This window comes from Streptomyces sp. NPDC087440 (assembly GCF_044744005.1).
Classification (GTDB): domain Bacteria; phylum Actinomycetota; class Actinomycetes; order Streptomycetales; family Streptomycetaceae; genus Streptomyces.
Map to the genome: position 1 here is coordinate 270,173 of NZ_JBIUXN010000004.1, position 16,674 is coordinate 286,846.

Annotated in this window: 14 protein-coding genes; 5 read left to right on the top strand and 9 right to left on the bottom strand. The window is 73.5% G+C overall.

Annotated features, from left to right (window positions below; genetic code table 11):
- Window positions 1-78 precede the first annotated feature (78 nt).
- Window positions 79-1,686, top strand: coding sequence for an alpha/beta fold hydrolase (locus ACIO3O_RS12285; protein WP_401744778.1), 1,608 nt, complete (start codon window positions 79-81; stop codon window positions 1,684-1,686).
- Window positions 1,687-1,738: 52 nt separating this feature from the next.
- On the opposite strand, the gene ACIO3O_RS12290 is transcribed toward ACIO3O_RS12285, so the two are convergent.
- From ACIO3O_RS12290 to ACIO3O_RS12325, 8 genes are all read right to left on the bottom strand, one after another.
- Window positions 1,739-3,751: a DUF11 domain-containing protein gene (locus tag ACIO3O_RS12290; RefSeq protein ID WP_401744779.1), complete on the bottom strand. Its 2,013-nt coding sequence runs from the start codon at window positions 3,749-3,751 to the stop codon at window positions 1,739-1,741.
- Between the two features lie 165 nt (window positions 3,752-3,916).
- On the bottom strand, window positions 3,917-5,095 hold the full coding sequence (gene moeZ / locus ACIO3O_RS12295; RefSeq protein ID WP_189820694.1) for an adenylyltransferase/sulfurtransferase MoeZ: 1,179 nt from the start codon (window positions 5,093-5,095) through the stop codon (window positions 3,917-3,919).
- Between the two features lie 63 nt (window positions 5,096-5,158).
- A complete protein-coding gene (locus ACIO3O_RS12300) occupies window positions 5,159-5,968 on the bottom strand; it encodes a spherulation-specific family 4 protein (protein WP_401744780.1) in 810 nt (269 codons plus the stop codon).
- Window positions 5,956-6,963 carry an NAD-dependent epimerase/dehydratase family protein gene (locus ACIO3O_RS12305; RefSeq protein WP_189820696.1) on the bottom strand — a complete coding sequence of 336 codons (1,008 nt, stop codon included), beginning with the start codon at window positions 6,961-6,963 and terminating at the stop codon, window positions 5,956-5,958. The genes ACIO3O_RS12300 and ACIO3O_RS12305 overlap by 13 nt, the downstream gene beginning before the upstream one ends.
- Window positions 6,964-7,257: 294 nt before the next feature.
- The gene (locus ACIO3O_RS12310) at window positions 7,258-8,532 is read right to left on the bottom strand and encodes a hypothetical protein (protein WP_401744781.1); all 1,275 of its coding nucleotides are present in this window, start codon (window positions 8,530-8,532) and stop codon (window positions 7,258-7,260) included.
- Window positions 8,529-10,427, bottom strand: a complete 1,899-nt coding sequence (locus tag ACIO3O_RS12315) for a DUF3492 domain-containing protein (RefSeq protein WP_401744782.1) — start codon at window positions 10,425-10,427, stop codon at window positions 8,529-8,531. The genes ACIO3O_RS12310 and ACIO3O_RS12315 overlap by 4 nt, the downstream gene beginning before the upstream one ends.
- A 230-nt stretch (window positions 10,428-10,657) precedes the next feature.
- Window positions 10,658-11,809: a DUF3152 domain-containing protein gene (locus ACIO3O_RS12320; protein WP_401744783.1), complete on the bottom strand. Its 1,152-nt coding sequence runs from the start codon at window positions 11,807-11,809 to the stop codon at window positions 10,658-10,660.
- A 428-nt stretch (window positions 11,810-12,237) separates the two neighbouring features.
- Window positions 12,238-13,272, bottom strand: coding sequence for an alpha/beta fold hydrolase (locus ACIO3O_RS12325; RefSeq protein WP_401744784.1), 1,035 nt, complete (start codon window positions 13,270-13,272; stop codon window positions 12,238-12,240).
- A gap of 166 nt (window positions 13,273-13,438) precedes the next feature.
- Between ACIO3O_RS12325 and ACIO3O_RS12330 the strand changes: the two genes are divergently transcribed.
- The 4 genes from ACIO3O_RS12330 (at window position 13,439) to ACIO3O_RS12345 (ending at window position 15,465) form a co-directional block, all read left to right on the top strand.
- A complete protein-coding gene (locus ACIO3O_RS12330; RefSeq protein ID WP_401744785.1) occupies window positions 13,439-13,660 on the top strand; it encodes a hypothetical protein in 222 nt (73 codons plus the stop codon).
- A 278-nt stretch (window positions 13,661-13,938) separates the two neighbouring features.
- On the top strand, window positions 13,939-14,580 hold the full coding sequence (locus ACIO3O_RS12335) for a TetR/AcrR family transcriptional regulator (protein ID WP_189820701.1): 642 nt from the start codon (window positions 13,939-13,941) through the stop codon (window positions 14,578-14,580).
- Between the two features lie 137 nt (window positions 14,581-14,717).
- Window positions 14,718-14,945: a DUF3107 domain-containing protein gene (locus ACIO3O_RS12340; RefSeq protein WP_345228559.1), complete on the top strand. Its 228-nt coding sequence runs from the start codon at window positions 14,718-14,720 to the stop codon at window positions 14,943-14,945.
- A 250-nt stretch (window positions 14,946-15,195) separates the two neighbouring features.
- Window positions 15,196-15,465 (top strand): hypothetical protein, encoded by a 270-nt coding sequence (locus ACIO3O_RS12345; RefSeq protein WP_401744786.1) that lies wholly within the window; start codon window positions 15,196-15,198, stop codon window positions 15,463-15,465.
- 141 nt (window positions 15,466-15,606) lie between these two features.
- Here the strand turns inward: ACIO3O_RS12345 and ACIO3O_RS12350 are convergent, their stop codons facing one another.
- A complete protein-coding gene (locus ACIO3O_RS12350) occupies window positions 15,607-16,365 on the bottom strand; it encodes a ferritin-like fold-containing protein (RefSeq protein ID WP_401744787.1) in 759 nt (252 codons plus the stop codon).
- Between the last annotated feature and the right edge of the window lie 309 nt (window positions 16,366-16,674).

Here is a 16,674-nt window from a genome sequence, read left to right on the forward strand (position 1 = left end):
AGGATGTTGGCACTTGCTTTCGATGGCGGGGCAGGTGTCGGAACGTGTGCGTCACGACGCACGGCGGGGGGATCGGTCATGGCACGACGGGGAGCGGGACGCAGCAGGGCAAGTGCCCTGGCGGTGACGGCGGTTCTGCTAACCGTCGCCGTCGGTGGATGCGGTACGAGTACGAAGCCGTCCCGGCCGGAGACGGGCGGCACGGGCACGGCCGCCCCGCCGCCGGGCACCGCGCAGCCGCCCGCCCCGGACCCGACGTCGGCGCTCCCGGCGGCTCTGACCGGGCAGAAGCTGGCCTGGAAGGAGTGCGCCGCGCCGACGAAGGCGCAGGGCAACGAGGCGCAGCGCCCCGGCCAGGAGTGGCAGTGCGCCACCGCCAGGGTCCCGCTGGACTACGCCGCCCCGAAGGGCGAGACCCTCGGCATCGCACTGATCCGGGCGCGCGCGACGGGCGGCGACGGCAAGCGGGTCGGCTCGCTCCTGTTCAACTTCGGCGGGCCCGGCGGGTCGGGGGTGGCGTCCCTGCCGCTGATGGGCGACATGTTCGGGTACCTGCGCGAGCGGTACGACCTGGTGGGCTTTGACCCCCGGGGCGTGGCGGAGAGCGCGGAGGTGGTGTGCCGGGACGACAAGCAGACCGACGTCTCGCTGGCCCTGGACTCCACGCCGGACACCCCCGCCGAGGAGAAGGCGTACTTCGCGGACGCCAAGGCGTTCGGCGAAGGCTGCGCCCGGCGCTCCGGGAAGATCCTCCCGCACGTCGGTACGGACGACGCCGCCCGTGACATGGACGTCCTGCGCCAGGTGCTGGGCGACCGCAAGCTGCACTACTTCGGCTTCTCCTACGGCACCGAACTGGGCGGTGTGTACGCCCACCTGTTCCCGAAGAAGGTGGGGCGGCTGGTGATGGACGCGGTCGTCGACCCGACCGCCGACGGCGTGGCCGGCGCCCGCAACCAGGCCCTCGGCTTCCAGCGGGCCCTGGACAACTACTCCCGGAGCGGCGGTACGAGCGCGAAGGCGGGCACCGAGCGGGTGGTGCGGCTGCTGGAGCGCCTGGACCGGGAACCGCTCCCGGCGTCCGGCGGGCGCAGGCTCACCCAGAGCCTCGCCCTGACCGGCATCATCGCCCCGCTCTACAGCAAGGACAGCTGGCCCACTCTCACCCGCGCGCTGAAGGCCGCGGAGAACGGCGACGGCACCCTGCTGCTCCTGCTCGCCGACTCCTACAACGACCGTGACTCGCAGGGGCACTACAGCACGGCGCACCACTCGCAGCGCGCCGTCTCCTGCGCCGACACCGCGGCCCGGCCGACGGCCGAGCAGGTCCGCGCCACGCACCTCGCGGACTTCCGGAAGGTCTCCCCCGTCTTCGGCCCGTTCCTGGCCTGGGACCTGGCGGGCTGGTGCGCGTCCTGGCCGGTGAAGGGCGCGCACACCGACACGGACGTCTCGGCCCCCGGCGCGGCCCCGGTCCTGGTCGTCGGCGGCACCGGGGACCCGGCGACGCCGTTCGAGGGGTCGCAGCGGATGGCGGAGGAACTGGGCAAGGGCGTCGGCGTGCACGTCACGTTCCAGGGCGAGGGCCACGGGGCGTACCCGACGGGCAACGCCTGCGTGGTGCGGACGGTCAACGCGTATCTGCTGGACGGGAAAATACCGGCGGCGGGCACCGTCTGCTCGTAGTGCCCGCCGCGGGTGCTGCCGGGCGGCCCGTGCGGGCCGCCTGGGGAGGACGTCAGTCCCGGGGGATCTGCCGTGCGGCGAACATGGTCAGGCCGCCGAGGAAGACCAGGCCGAAGCCGCCCGCGACCCACAGGTGGCCGGACTCGGCGCCGGTGGTGGCGAGTTGGGGCACGGGCTGGTTGCGGGGCTTGCCGTGGCCGGGCTTGTGGCCGTGGCCGGTGGGCTTCGTCGGCTTGGTGGGCTTTACCGGGGGCTTGGGCGGGTGGACGACCGTGACGGGTGCGGCCCCCGAAGCGCTGGTGTTGTTGGCCGGGTCCGGGTCGGGGGCGGCCGAGGTGACGGTGGCCCGGTTGTCGATGTCGGCGCCGGTGCCCCGGTATCCGGCGGCCAGCTTCACCTGGAAGGTCCAGGTGAGCGAACTCCCGTCGGCCAGGGGGCCCTTGGGGCCGCAGGTGACGTCCTGTCCGGCGGCCGTGCAGCCGTCCGCCGAGGAGGCGAAGGCGAGGGCGGCGGGCAGCGCGTCGGTCACCTTGACGTCCGGGGCGGCGGCGGGACCGCGGTTGTCGACGGTGATCCGGTAGCCGAAGGTCTGGCCCGGCTTGACCGCCTTGCCGCCCGGCGTCACGGTCTCCTTGCGGATCACGAGGTCGGCCCGCAGCTCCGGGTCGGCCTTCGTGGAGCTGGTGCAGGTCGGCGCGCAGTTGGCGTCCCGGCCCCCGGCGGTGACGGAGGCCGTGTTGTCGAGGGTGCCCGTCGTGCCGGGCGGGACGGTGCCGGTGACGGTGAAGGCGGCCTCCGCACCCGGGGGCAGGTCGACGGCCGCGTCGATGTTCCCGGTGCCGGCGGGTGTGGTGCAGACGCCGCCGCCGGTGGGGGCGCAGGTCCAGGTGAAGTCCTTGAGCGCGGTGGGCAGTTCGTCCTTCACCCGGGCGCCGTTCGCGGCTCCGGGTCCGGAGTTGGTGACCTTCACCGTGTACGTCAGCGGCTTGCCCGGCAGGTACGGGGCGGGGGCCACGCTCTTGGTGATGGCGAGCGCGGAGGTGGGGGCCGCTGCCGCCCACTGGAGGACGACCATGCCGTCGCCGCCGTTGCCCGCCCCGCCGCCGCTGCCCTTGCCCGCGACGTACTGGTCGTCGCCGCTGCGGGCGGCGGTGCCGCCCGTCCCCTGCGCGGTGCTCGGGGTGCCCGCCTCGGTGACCGCGCCGCTGACGCCGGTACCGCCGATGAAGCCGGAGCCTCCGCCGCCGCCGCCGTTGGGGGTGCCGCCGCCGTTCATCTGGCAGGCACCGCCACCGCCGCCGAAGTAGCCGCCGCCACCACCGCCGCCGCCTTCGCCGTCACCCGCGACGTCGGCTCCGTTGCCGCCCTTGAACCGGCTCCCCGCGGCAGCCGGCACAGTGCAGGGGGTGCCGCTGCCGCCGGCCGCTGCCGCGCCGCCCGCCGACTGGGTGCCGCCCCGGCCGGACTTGGTGGCGTCGCCGTCCTGGCCACCGGTCGCCCCGCCGCCGGCGCCGGCGTACGGGGCGGGGTCCGAGCCCGGGGAGGCGCCGCCGCCACCACCGGCGATCATGAGCGGCGTACCGCCGTAGCTTCCGGTCCACAGGGCGCTCATGCCGCCGCCCGCACCGCCCATGGCCTTGTCGGTGGCGGTGCTGCCGCCCTCGCCGCCGCCTCCGTAGGGGGCGATCGTGGAACTGACCTCGCCGCCGCCGCCCGCGGTCACGGTGAGCACCGCACCGGTCGACACGGCGAGGGTACCCCGGGTGAAGCCGCCGCCCGCACCCGCGAGACTGCCCGCGTAGTAGGCCGGGTCCGCCCCGCCGCCACCCGCACCCCACATCCGTACGTCGAGGCTGGAGACGCCCGTCGGGACGGTGAAGGTCTGGTCGGCGCCCGTGTGCTCGAAGCGCACACAGTTCGTGAAACCGGCGGAGGGCGTGCAGTCGACGGCCGCGCGGGCGTGCGCGCCGACGGCCGGGGCGTACGACAGGGACAGCAGCGGGGTGGCGACGAGCATCGAGGACAGCAACAGCGCCTGCCGCCGCCTCCCGGAAACGTGAGTCATGAAGGCGGGACCTCTCGGGGCGCGAAGGACATGAGCGGACAGCCCTACTTATCGCCGCCACCTGCCGCGACGCCCGACCGCCGCTCCGCCCGCTCACTCGTTCGGGTCATGCCGGAGGGGCCGGGCAGCCCACGGCCGCCCGGCCCCTCCGTACACACGACAGGTCTAGTAGACCGGCTTCTCCGGCTCGATCTGGTGGACCCAGCCGATCACGCCGCCGCCGACGTGCACGGCGTCGGCGAAGCCCGCCGACTTCAGCACGGCGAGGACTTCCGCACTGCGGACACCCGTCTTGCAGTGCAGGACGATCTTCTTGTCCTGCGGCAGGCTCTCCAGGGCGGTGCCCATCAGGAACTCGCCCTTGGGGATCAGTTTGGCGCCGGGGATCGAGACGATCTCGTACTCGTTCGGCTCGCGGACGTCGATGATCTCGATCTTCTCGTCGGCGTCGATCCACTCCTTGAGCTGCTTGGGAGTGATCGTCGAACCGGCGGCGGCCTCCTGGGCCTCCTCGGACACGACGCCGCAGAAGGCCTCGTAGTCGATGAGCTCGGTGACGGTCGCGTTCGGGCCGCAGACCGCGCAGTCGGGGTCCTTGCGGACCTTGACCTGGCGGTACTGCATCTCCAGGGCGTCGTAGATCATCAGGCGACCGACCAGCGGGTCGCCCACGCCGGTCAGGACCTTGATGGCCTCGGTGACCTGGATGGAGCCGATCGACGCGCACAGCACACCGAGCACGCCGCCCTCGGCGCAGCTGGGGACCATGCCCGGCGGCGGGGGCTCCGGGTACAGGCAGCGGTAGCAGGGACCGTGCTCGGACCAGAAGACCGAGGCCTGGCCGTCGAAGCGGTAGATCGAGCCCCATACGTACGGCTTGTTCAGCAGCACGCACGCGTCGTTGACCAGGTAGCGCGTCGCGAAGTTGTCCGTGCCGTCGACGATCAGGTCGTACTGGGAGAAGATCTCCATCACGTTCTCGGCTTCGAGCCGCTCTTCGTGCAGGACGACGTTCACGTACGGGTTGATGCCGAGGACCGAGTCCTTGGCGGACTCCGCCTTCGAGCGGCCGATGTCGGCCTGGCTGTGGATGATCTGGCGCTGCAGATTCGATTCGTCGACCTCGTCGAACTCGACGATGCCGAGCGTGCCGACGCCTGCGGCGGCCAGGTACATCAGGGCAGGGGACCCGAGGCCGCCGGCGCCCACAGCGAGCACCTTGGCGTTCTTCAGGCGCTTCTGCCCGTCCATCCCGACGTCCGGGATGATCAGGTGGCGGGAGTACCGACGGACCTCGTCGACGGTGAGCTCGGCAGCGGGCTCGACCAGGGGTGGCAGCGACACGGGAACTCCGGTGGTCGGTCAATCAATACGGTTGTTCGTCGTGTAACACTGCCACGCCCCTTCTCATTCCGAGACACCCGGTCCGATGCGCGAGACGATTTCGTCCCAGTACCCGGGCAGGGCCTCCCAGGGGCTGCCGACCGGGTCGTCGGTGCCCGCCCGCTCGGTCCGGTCGGTGAACCAGATGGTGCCCGCCCCCTGCCAGCGGGCGATCCGCAGCGCCTCCTCCAGATGTGTGCGCGGCACCCCGTGCACCAGGTGGCAGAAGCGGGAGGCCGGGTAGGCGGCCGTCCACTGAGCCGCCTGGGACCAGCGGTAGTCCGTCCACGGCCCGGAGAAGGTCACCAACTGGTCGGCGGTCTCGGCGTATCCGGCGTACGGATGGGTGCCGTGGCCGAGGACGAGACGGCCGCCGTCGAGGGCGTTCGTCCCCTCCAGCATCGACCGCAGGGTGGCGGTCAGCCGCCGGGTTTCGGACAGTTCGTCCCGCTCTGTGGGACAGCGGTCGAGATAGAAGCCGTCGACCCGGTACCAGTCCAGGAAACGCTGGGCGTCGGCCACCAGCTCGCCGAACGCCCGTGCCCCGTACGTCATGTCCAGGTGTCCGAGCACCCGCAGGCCCGCGTTGCGCAGTCGCCCGGAGGCGTCGAGGCAGTGCGGGTCGGGGCGCGCGCCGGGCCCGTCGGCGACGTTGAGCACCGTCCAGTGCAGGGGCGCCGTGCTTCCGGGGCCGGAGTGCAGCCGCGAGAAGCGCAGCAGTTCGGCCCACTCGACCGGTGCGAGCAGCGGGTGCGCGTAGCCCGGGACACCGATCCCGAGCCGGTCCGCCCCTATGGCGGGGCGGACGGCGCCGGAGGTGCTCAGATGCGGCACGCCGCCTCCATCCAGATGTCCGCGAGCGACTCCTCCAGGTTGATCCGGGGCCGCCAGCCGAGCCGGTCGCGGGCGGTGCGCACGTCGGCCTGCTGCCAGCTTCCGCAGCCGTCGGGGTACGGGTACGGGGCCGCCCCGAGGTGTTCGGTGAGGGCGTCTCCGGAGCGGGGGGCGCCGATGGTGGGCACACCGCCGTTGCGGACGGCGGCGCTGGCGGCCGCGGAGCTGGAGTACCCGCTGGGGGCGTCCAGTTCGTGCAGGGCGCCGCCGTATCCGGCGACCCGGGCGAGGACGGCGGCGGCGTCGCGCAGTCGTACCGCGCGTCCGGTGCCGATGTTCACGACGCCCTGTGCGGCGGACAGGGAGGCGGCGTGCACGGCGCGCGCCACGTCCCGTACGTCGACGAAGTCGCGCTGCACGCCGAGCCCGGAGAGCTTGAGTTCGCCGTCGCCGGACTGCATGGCCCGGCGCATCGCCTCGGCGAGGCGGCCGAGTGGCGATCCGGCGGGCGTGCCGGGCCCGACCGGCGAGAACACGCGCAGCACGACGGCGTCCAGGCCCGAGCCGAGGACCAGCTCGGTGGCGGCCAGCTTGCTGACGCCGTACGGTCCGCCGGGGCGCGGCACGGCGTCCTCGGCGGTGGAGGAGCCGGGCTGGGAGGGCCCGTACTCGGCGGCACAGCCGAGCTGGACCAGGCGCGCCCCGCAGCCGCTGCGGCGGAGGGCCTCGCAGACGGTGGCGACGGCGACGGTGTTGTGCCGGGTGAGGTCGCGGGCGCCGCCCCGGGTGGCACCGGCGCAGTTGACGACGACGCCGGGATGCACGGCGTCCAGGAACCGGGTCAGGGCGCCGGGGCTGCCGGTGGCGAGGTCGAACCGCACGTCGGCGTCGTCGCCCCGCCCGAGGGCGGTGAGTTGGACGGCGGGGTCGGCGAGGAGCCGGTCCGCGACGAAGCGGCCGAGGTATCCGTTGGCGCCGAGCAGGAGGACCCTCATCGTGCCTCCTCCCCTCGGTGCCGACGGGCGCGCACGGACTGCACGGACACAGGGGGTGGGGGGGTCATGTGACGTTCTCCTTGAGGGTGTTTGTACGGGTGCTGCGGGTGTGACGGGGTGGTGCTGCGGCTGCCTCGGCGTCGGCTCCGGGGCTGCCAGGGGGGTGGCTCGGTCGGGTCGTACGGACGTAGGGGTCGTACGACGGAGGGGGCGGGCGGCAGGGCGATCGCGGTGCCGCTGTGCGCGCGGGACACACCGGGGGCGGGTGGGCCCGCGCGCTGTCGCGCCGCGTGGTCAGTCGCGCCGCCCCGCGTGTGCGGAGGCCCGAGACAGTGCGACGGCGGCATGGGCGAGGAGGCCGAGGGCCGCGGCGCCGCAGGCGGCGGCCGGGACGGCTCCCGTGCCCCACTCCCGCACGACGGCCCGCACCGGCTCCGCCAGGGCCGCACAGCCGGGCAGCCGGGACGCCGACAGGGCGGCGAGGGCGAGGACTTCGACGGTGCAGGCGGCGGTGAGTCCGGCCGCGCCCGCCCCGGGCATCCCGTGCACGGCGAGCAGTCGGGCCAGGAACAGCAGGGACCCGACGGCCAGCGAGGACACCGCGAAGGCACCGCCGAAGCCGAGCCCGGCAGCCGCGTACAGCAGCATCGTCAGCGTCACGGCGTACAGGCCGAACACCCCGAACAGCAGCGGCCGCACCGCCGCCCCGAAGTCCTCGGTGCCCCGGCTCACGCTGAGCCTGCGGCGGGCCTGCACGGACAGCAGCCGGGCGCACCAGGCGGCGGGTGCCAGGGCGGCGGTGAGCCCGAGGAGGGTGGCCGGTTCCGGTGCCCAGAGGGGGCCGTCGCCGAGCAGCCGGTTCAGTACGCCGTCGCCCAGGACCGCGTACAGCAGCAGCCAGCAGGAGCGTGTCCACGGCGCGTAGCCGTCGGCCCGCAGCGGTCCGCGCCGCAGGCACAGGGCGACGGCGGCGAGCGTGGCCGGCGCCCCGGCGGCGGCGACCGCGATCCTGGCGCCGCCGGTCAGCCGGTCCGCGCCGAGCAGGGTGAGGGCGCACAGGACACCGGGCAGCAGTGCGGACGCCGCCCAGGCGGCCGGGAGCGCGTCGCCGGGCGCCGGGGGCTGCGGGGCGTGCCGGGCCGAGGTGTCCTCCTCGTCGGCACGCGGCACGCGGGCGTAGAGCTCCTCGGCGAGGGAGAAGACGTCCCGGTGCCGGAAGCGGGCGGCGGTGCGGTCGGTGACGCCGTGCGCTTCGAGGCCCGCGGCGATCTCCAGGGGGTCGACGGCCCGTTCGCACAGTTCGCGGTGGCGGTGCATGAGCACCTTGACCGGGTCGGCGGGCCCACTGCGCGACGCGCTCACCCGCACACCGGTGCCGGCGTCCTTCCGAGCGCCGGCACCGGTGCCGGCGCGAGCATCCGTGCCGGTGCCCGAACGAGCACCGGCACCGGCGTCGAGAGGCACCGGCTGCACCGGGACCGAAGCCGTCGTGGACCGCATCGCGGACACGTCGGTGCCCTGGGCAGGGGTCTCCGCCATGCCCGTCGCGTCTGCCGTCTGCGTGGTCATGTGCGTGCCTCCCGTACGGGGTCGGTGGTGTCGGACAAGTACTCCGCGTGCGGCGGATCGGGTTCGGCCAGGACGGCCACCGCGGCGAGCGGCTCCCCGGACAAGGCCCCGGGCAGGGCCCCGGGCGGGGTCCCGGGCGGGGTCCCGGGCGGGGTCCCGGTCTCCTCGGGCGTCTCGTACGCCGCCCAGCTCGGCGTGCGCCCGAAGTCGAGCGGCGCACCGCCCGTCCAGGTGCCCGGCACATACGCCTCCGCCGGGAACTCGAACGGCAGGGGATCGGCGTCCCGTGTCTCCCTGCGCACCGGGCAGTGCGAAACCAGCTCCAGGTAAATGCCGCGAAATGCCGCGAGGTTCTGCTCGACGGTGAACAGTTCGAGCGCCCTTGCGCGCCCCGCCGCCCCCAGGCGCGCCCTGCGCTCCGGGTCCCGCAACAGCGCGAGGCAGGCGTCCGCGAGGGCGCGGGGGTTGCGCGGCGGCACCACCAGGCCCGTACCGCCGATGACTTCGACCACCGCGCCGACGTCCGTGGAGACGGTGGCCCGTCCGCAGAACATCGCCTCGACGAGGCCGATGGGGAAGCCTTCCACCACGCTGGAGAGCACGACCACGGAGCCCGCCGCGTACGCGTCCGCCAGCTCCGGGGCCCCCGGCCCGCCGATCTCCTCGAAGGAGACCGGGCTCTCGCCCTCGGCGTACGCGTCGGCGGCCTCGTCGGGGAAGAGCTGGGCGGCCAGCGCCCGGCAGTGCGCCAGGTATCCGCGCGCGGTGCGGTCGGGCTCGGCGATCGGCGCGGCGATGATCCGCAGCCGCACGTCCGGCTCGGCCCTGCGCACCGCCGCGAAGGCGTGCAGCAGCGCCACCAGGTCCTTGGTGGGGTCCACCCGGCCCACCCACACCAGCGTGCCGTCCGGGCCCGCCCCGGGCCCGCCGGGAGTGGCCGCCTCCCCCATGGCCTCCCCCGTGGCCTCCCCGACGGTCGCGAACCGTTCGGAATCCATCCCCGGGTACACCGTGCGCAGCTTGGCGCGGTCGGCGCCGCAGCGCTCCTGCCAGCGCCGGGCGTGCGCGTTGCCCGGGGTGATGACGGCGGCCTGGGCGTACACCTCGGCGGCCAGCAGCCCCTGGAAGGAGGCGAGCAGCGTCCGTACGGAAGCGCTCGACTCGGCCTCCTGCGCGGCCAGGTAGTGCGCCCGCAGCTGCACCCCGTACTCGGTCACCAGCAGCGGCACCCCGAAGAAGCGCTTGGCCAGCAGCCCCGGCAGCGCCGCCGTGCCGCCCGAGGCCGCGTGGCACAGGTCGACGGCTCCCAGGCCACCCTCCCCGGCGTCGTACCAGTCGAGCGAGAGGGGGCGCAGGGTGCGCTCCAGGAAGTCGGCGAAGGCCAGGTAGTCGGGCACTTTCGCGATCTGTACGACCCGGGGTGCGCCCGGCGCGCGACAGGCGCGCTCCAGCGCACGCACGGCGCGTTCGGAGCGCAGCGCGGTGTGCAACCCGCCCTTCTCACGGGCGAGTTCGGCCAGCCCGTACAGCCCGGCGGAGAAACGCTCCGCCACCGTCGGGCCGTCCCCCGCCGTCTCCCCCGCGCAGACCGCCGAGACCAGTTCCCCGAAGTGCTCGTCGAAGCGGCGCCGTTCGCGCCGCCCGTGGGTGCGGGCGCCGAGGCGTCCGTACGAGGTCCTGAAGTCGGCCTCGGAGACCCACAGCGGGGCGGTGCGCACCCGCTGCACCTGCGGCGGCAGTTCCAGCCACCCCTGCTCCTCCTGGTCCGCGCTGCGGCTCAGGGCGTAGAGGTCGAACGCATGCCGCGCGAGCCCGCGCACAAGCCGGTCGCACCAGAACCTGGATTCACCGGTCGCATACGGGTAACCACCCTCCGTAAGCAGTCCGATCCGCACGTGTACACCCCCGATCTCCCTTGTGGGCAGCCGCCGTTGATCCGGCGACTCGCAGCGGGACCGACCGTATGCGGACATGCCGGTGCTGCGACGGACGGTTGTCCATCGCACCACCGGAAGGGGTGAAGAGTCGTAACTTTCCTGCGCGGGTCGCGTTTGGTCGCGCTAGAGAGGTGTGTGCACGCGCGCGAGCCCCTGCGGTCGCGCGCAGGAGCCCGCGGGCCCGCGCGTCAACTCTCCGGGTGCACCCATGCGTTGGGGCGGCACTTCTTGTCGCCGGTCTCCAGCGTCTTCGTCTGCTGCATCATCACCGGTGCGAGTGCGCCGTCCTGGGAGCAGATCTCGTGGTTGTGCCCGAGCCGGTGACCGACCTCGTGGTTGATGAGCATCTGCCGGTACGGGAAGAGCAGCGCGTCGCCGAAGGTCTCCGAACCCCCGGCCCAGCGGAAGGCGTTGATCATGACGCGCTCGGTGCGGGCGGAGTCGCAGGAGACGTTGCGCGAGAGCGTCTCCAGGCCCGACTTCTCGCACCAGATGTCGGTGGTGACCGGGGACGCGAGCGTCACCACGAAGTCGGCCTTCTCCGTGGACACCCGCTCGAACGACATCCGGCCGTCCCCGGCCCAGCTGCGCTTGTCGTTCAGCGTCCGCTGCACGGCGTCGGCGAAGAACTTCCCGTCGAGCCCGAGGTCCTTCTCCACGTCCACGCGGTAGCGGAAGTGCTTGGCCCCCTTGCGCGGCGCGGCGGCCTCCCCGGGCACGGTGTCGAAGGCGTTCGGCCCACGCTGGTCGGCGGCCATCGGCAGCTTCTGCGCCATGCGCTGCTCGTACGACAGTCCGGTGGCCGGAGCCTTCTTCAGCTCGTTGCCCTGCGGAGCGGTGCGGTCCTTGTCGCGCGAGGGGTCGTCGGCGCCGTCACGGTCGACGACACCGGCACCGGCGGCCTTGTCCTTCGGTCCCGACGACGATCCCGGGCCCGTCACCATGACCGCGAGCGCCGCTGTCACCGCCGCGGCGGAGACGCCGATGACGGTACGGGCCAGCCAGCGCCCGGAGCGGGGGGCCGTGCCGTCGGAGTCGTCGGCACCCGCGTGCAGGGCCTCTGCGTCGCCCCAGTCGGTGACGGCGTCGTACGGGTCACGGGGACCTGCCGTACGGGGCTGCGGCTGCGGTTCCTCGAAGGCCTCGACGAAGTCGCGGCGCGGCCCGGGAGCGCGCTGCCCCGGACGCCGCTGCGCGGGAATGCGCGCACCGACACCGATCCCGGCGGGCGGCTGCGGCTGCGGCTGCGGACGTGTCTGCGGCTGTGTCTGCGGCGCCCCGACCCAGTCGCCGTAGCGCCCGCTGCCGGTGTCGGTGACGGCACCCGAGCCGGCGCCCAAGCCCGAACCAGCACGAGCACCGGCACCGGCACCGGCACCAGCACCAGCACCAGCACCAGCACCAGCACCGGTGATTCCATGACGTCCGCCGCCGGTATCCCCCCAGCCCCCGCCCGGTTCGCGCTGCTCGGGGTGTCCGCCGCGCACCGGTGCCTGCGGTCCCCCCGCGAGGTGGCGCGGCTGAAAACGGGGCACCGGGCCGGTGTCCTGGTAACGCGCTGTCGCGCCGGTGTCCTGGACTCGCGGTATCGCCCCTGTGTCGACGCGCGGTATCGCCCCTGTGTCACCGCGGCGGCGTCGCCCGGTGCCGGGTGCGGCGGGCGCACCTGCGACACCTCGGGTGGCGGCGGCGCCGCCGGGTATGCCAGGCGTCTCGTCGGCACCCTTCGGTGCGGCGCCTCGGCGGCTGTGACGTCCCACGCGGCGGATCAGCTCCTTGTTTCCGTGTGCTCTGCGTTGTGCGGGTCCGCCTGCGCCGACGACCCCACGGGGGCGGCGGGGGCAACGGGGGCATGCGTCTGCAGCAGTCCCAGGAACGCCTCGGCGACCTCCTCGGGGTACTCCATCATCGCCACATGTCCCGCGTCCGGAAGGGCCAGGAGCCGGGAATCGCGGAAAGCCGCCGAGGCCTTGCGCGCCATGCGGAAGGACACCAGCTGGTCGCGCCCGCCGTACACCAGCAGGGTGGGCGCGAGCACCCGCTCCGCCTGCTTCCACAGTCCGTGCTGGCCACCGAGGGTGTACGCGTCCACGATGCCCCGCGCGGAACGGGTCATCGCGTCCCAGAAGTACGGCAGCTGGAGCCGCCGTTCCATCTCCTCGACGGCGGCCCGGAAGCCCTCCTCGGAGACCCGGGAGGGATCGCCGTAACACAGGCCCGTCACGCCGCGCGTGCGCTGTTCGGCCGTCCAGTCGCGGCTGAGCCTGGCGAAGAGCCCGGCGACGCCCGGGATCGCGAGCAGCCCGGTGGGGACGGCGGTCTTCTGCACCCGCAGCTCCGGCAGGGCGGGCGACACCAGGGTGAGCGTGCGCACCAGGTCGGGGCGGACGGCGGCGACACGGGTGGAGACCGAGCCGCCGAGGGAGTTGCCGAAGAGGTGGACGGGGCCGCGGCCACGGGCGTCGAGGAAGCGGATGACGGCGCGCGCGTGCCCGGTGACCGAGTAGTTGCCGTCGTCGGGCGGCGGGGAGTCGCCGAACCCCGGCAGGTCGAGGGCCTCGCCGTCGACCACGCCGTCGAGCAGCGGCATCAGCGCCGACCAGTTCTGCGAGGAGCCGCCGAGCCCGTGGACGTACAGCGCGGGCGGCAGGCCCTGCTGCGCCGGAGGCCGGGAGCGCACGTTCAGCGTCAGACCGGGCAGGGAGACGGTCCTCAGTTCCTCCCCCTCGGCGACCCTGACGGCACTGACCATCGGCAACGGGGCGGCCGCGGTGCTGGATTCCGGCAGATCGGTCGAAGACATGGCGCCAATGTTACGAGACGATCACGCAGGGGCTCGTGTGTTCGCGGTCACAGACTCCCCCTCGTGCGCCCCCCGACCGCATGGCGCGCGCCCCCGCGCGCTCCTACGCTCGAAAGAGGACGTGCGCCCGCACATGACGGGCCGCGCGCCGGAAAGGCGGAACACCATGACTGTGGACCCCACCGAACCGGACGACTTCCGCGCGGACCCCGCCGAGTCGGCGGCCCTCGCCCCCGAGACGCCCGAGGCGGACGCCGCCGAGCAGCACACCGACGTACGACAGGAGACGGACGACCCCCTTCCGCCACTCGACCCGGGCTCCGCGAACCCGGCGGACGTCGCGGAACAGGCGCGCGTGGTGGCCCTCGACGAGGACGACTACCGCTGAGACGGGGCAGGGCCCACCGCCGGACCGACCCGGCGGCCACCGCGAGACCGTGCGGGACCGAGACCGTGCGGGACCGAGGCCGGGGCCACCGCTGAGCGGGCCCACTTCTCCGCATTTCGGCCCACTGATCACCCTTCACTCGGTGTCCGCTCCGTGAAATTCTCCGTCCGCACCGCGCACAGGGGGGTTACCGAAAAGTACGATGGCGGCGCGGCGCACATCACACGGAACAGCCGTGCGGTGAGAGGTCCGTGAACTTGAAAGACATGGGAGGCGGCGTGACAGCCACCGAGCAGACAGAGGCGGCACGTCCGCGGGGCACCCGCCTGCCACGCCGAGCCCGACGCAACCAGCTCCTGGGCGCGGCCCAGGAAGTGTTCGTGGCGCAGGGCTACCACGCGGCCGCGATGGACGACATCGCCGAGCGCGCCGGAGTCAGCAAGCCGGTGCTCTACCAGCACTTCCCCGGCAAGCTGGACCTGTACCTGGCGCTGCTGGACCAGCACTGCGAGTCGCTGCTCCAGGCGGTCCGCACGGCACTCGCCTCGACCACCGACAACAAGCTGCGCGTCGCCGCGACCATGGACGCCTACTTCGCGTACGTCCAGGACGAGGGCGGCGCCTTCCGCCTGGTCTTCGAGTCCGACCTGACGAACGAGCCCGCCGTGCGCGAGCGCGTGGACCGGGTCTCGCTCCAGTGCGCGGAGGCCATCAGCGAGGTCATCGCCGAGGACACCGGCCTGTCCAAGGACGAGTCGATGCTGCTGGCCGTGGGCCTGGGCGGGGTCTCGCAGGTGGTGGCCCGCTACTGGCTGTCCAGCGGCAGCACCATCCCGCGCGACCAGGCGGTCCAGCTCCTCACCTCGCTGGCCTGGCGGGGCATCGCGGGCTTCCCGCTGCACGGCTCCGAGCAGCACTGACGCCGATGCGCCGACGCCGGGGCGTGTTCGCTCCCGGCGTTGCCCGGAAAGCGAATGACGTGCTCTCTCCGGGCTAATGTGTCTGAACGTACGGCGCGGTGGACCGCGCCGACCCAGATCGTCGGAGGGACATAGCCGTGGAGGTCAAGATCGGCGTGCAGCACGCACCCCGGGAGATCGTTCTGGAGAGCGGGCAGTCTGCCGAGGAGGTCGAGCGCGCCGTGGCCGACGCGCTGGCCGGCAAGGCACAGCTGCTCAGCCTGAACGACGAAAAGGGCCGCAGGGTCCTGGTGCCGGCGGACCGCATCGCCTACGTGGAGATCGGCGAGCAGGCGCAGCGTCGAGTGGGCTTCGGCGCCCTCTAGTACGCGTCACACAGGTACGTGCGCAGGGCCCGGCGGGATCAACCCGCCGGGCCCTGCGCACGTCTGCCCTCCTGACGGCCCCGGAACCCCCGAAGCGGCCCCCGAAGCAGCCGGGAGCGGCCCCGAAGGCTCCCTCGCCGAAGGGCCGTTCGTGGTCCCGGGCCGTTGGGGAGGGTTGCATTCCGCACCCTCCGGGTAAGACGGGCTACGACCCATTTGCCCACGTTGCAGTGCACAGGAGGGAACCGCGTTGATCTTGGAAGCTCTCGGCTCCGTCATCCTTGGCCTCGCCCTCGCGTGGGCGGCCGTCTCCCGGCTGCCCGAACGCCTGCCGTCCCGCCCGCTGGTGCTCACCGCGGGCCTCTTCGGCGCCCTGTTCGGCGCCTGGCTGACGCATGCGGCCGTCGGCCCCGGACACCCCTTCGCGACCCTCGTCGGGGCGGCCGCGGTGGGAGCGGTGTCGCTCTCGCTGCTGCTGCGCCCCACCGGACGCATCCGCCGCCGATCGGCCGCGGCGTAGCGACGGGGCCCGTCCGGTGGACGGGCCCCGCTCTGCTGCGCCGTCGGCGCAGGGCACTACGTATCAAGAAATCCGCAGGTCAGGCGGCCCGTCCCAGCGCCGCCAGCCGTCCGGGTCACCCAGCGCAGCCAGCCGCGCGGTTCAGGCCGCCAGTCCCAGCGCCGCCATCCGCTTGGTGTGCGCCTCGGTGATGCGGGAGAACATCCGGCCGACCTCCGCGAGGTCGAAGCCGTCCGCCACGCCGCCCACCAGCATGGTCGACAGCGAGTCGCGCTCGGCCACCACGCGCTGCGCCTGCGACAGCGCCTCGCCCATCAGCCGCCGCGCCCACAGCGCGAGCCGCCCGCCGACCCGCGGGTCGGCCTCGATGGCGGCACGCACCTTCTCGACGGCGAAGTTGCCGTGCCCGGTGTCGTCGAGGACGGCGAGCACGAGGGAGCGGGTGTCGGTGTCCAGGCGGGCGGCGACCTCGCGGTAGAAGTCACTGGCGATCGAGTCGCCGACGTACGCCTTGACCAGGCCCTCCAGCCAGTCGGACGGGGCGGTCAGGCGGTGGAAGTCGTCGAGGGGCTTGGCGAAGGGCTCCATGGCGGCGGTCGGCTCGGAGTCGATGGCCGAGAGGCGGTCGCGCAGGCGCTCGAAGTGGTGGAACTCGGCGGAGGCCATCTTCGCCAGTTCCGCCTTGTCGCCCAGCGTCGGCGCCAGCTTCGCGTCCTCGGCGAGCCGCTCGAAGGCCGCCAGCTCGCCGTACGCGAGGGCGCCGAGGAGGTCGATCACCGCGTCGCGGTAGGTCGGCTCCACGGAGGCCGTGGCCCAGTCCTGGGCGGCAATTCCGGTGGGTGCGGGGGCTTCGGTCGCGGCGGGTTCGGCGGGGGTGTCAGGCGTCTCCATAAACCGCACAATAGCCCGCGCGCAGGGGGGCGTAAGGGCCTGGTCAGACGAGCAGGCGTACACCGCCGTCCCACCATTCCTACGAATTCACCCAACACACATGCGCGAATCCGGGGTACAGTGGTAATGCGCCTGCTGAGCATTCCCCGCGTACGCACCCTGGTGCGCGCGCTCTGTGCAGGCCATCCGAATGAGGATGCCCGGTCGGTGGCCCGATCGGCTCCGACCCGACAGCCCTCCGTGCGCGCGGTGCACAAGCACTTCCGCAGACGAGGGAACCCTCAGCGACACGAGCGCTAGAGCAATGGCAGTGGTCCC

Bases quoted from the DNA above. Each gene is read 5' to 3' on its own strand.
- ACIO3O_RS12285 (WP_401744778.1), top strand. From the start codon at position 79: ATGGCACGACGGGGAGCGGGACGCAGCAGGGCAAGTGCCCTGGCGGTG.
- ACIO3O_RS12325 (WP_401744784.1), bottom strand. From the start codon at position 13,272: ATGTCTTCGACCGATCTGCCGGAATCCAGCACCGCGGCCGCCCCGTTG.
- ACIO3O_RS12310 (WP_401744781.1), bottom strand. From the start codon at position 8,532: ATGACCACGCAGACGGCAGACGCGACGGGCATGGCGGAGACCCCTGCC.
- ACIO3O_RS12290 (WP_401744779.1), bottom strand. From the start codon at position 3,751: ATGACTCACGTTTCCGGGAGGCGGCGGCAGGCGCTGTTGCTGTCCTCG.
- ACIO3O_RS12305 (WP_189820696.1), bottom strand. From the start codon at position 6,963: ATGAGGGTCCTCCTGCTCGGCGCCAACGGATACCTCGGCCGCTTCGTC.
- ACIO3O_RS12330 (WP_401744785.1), top strand. From the start codon at position 13,439: ATGACTGTGGACCCCACCGAACCGGACGACTTCCGCGCGGACCCCGCC.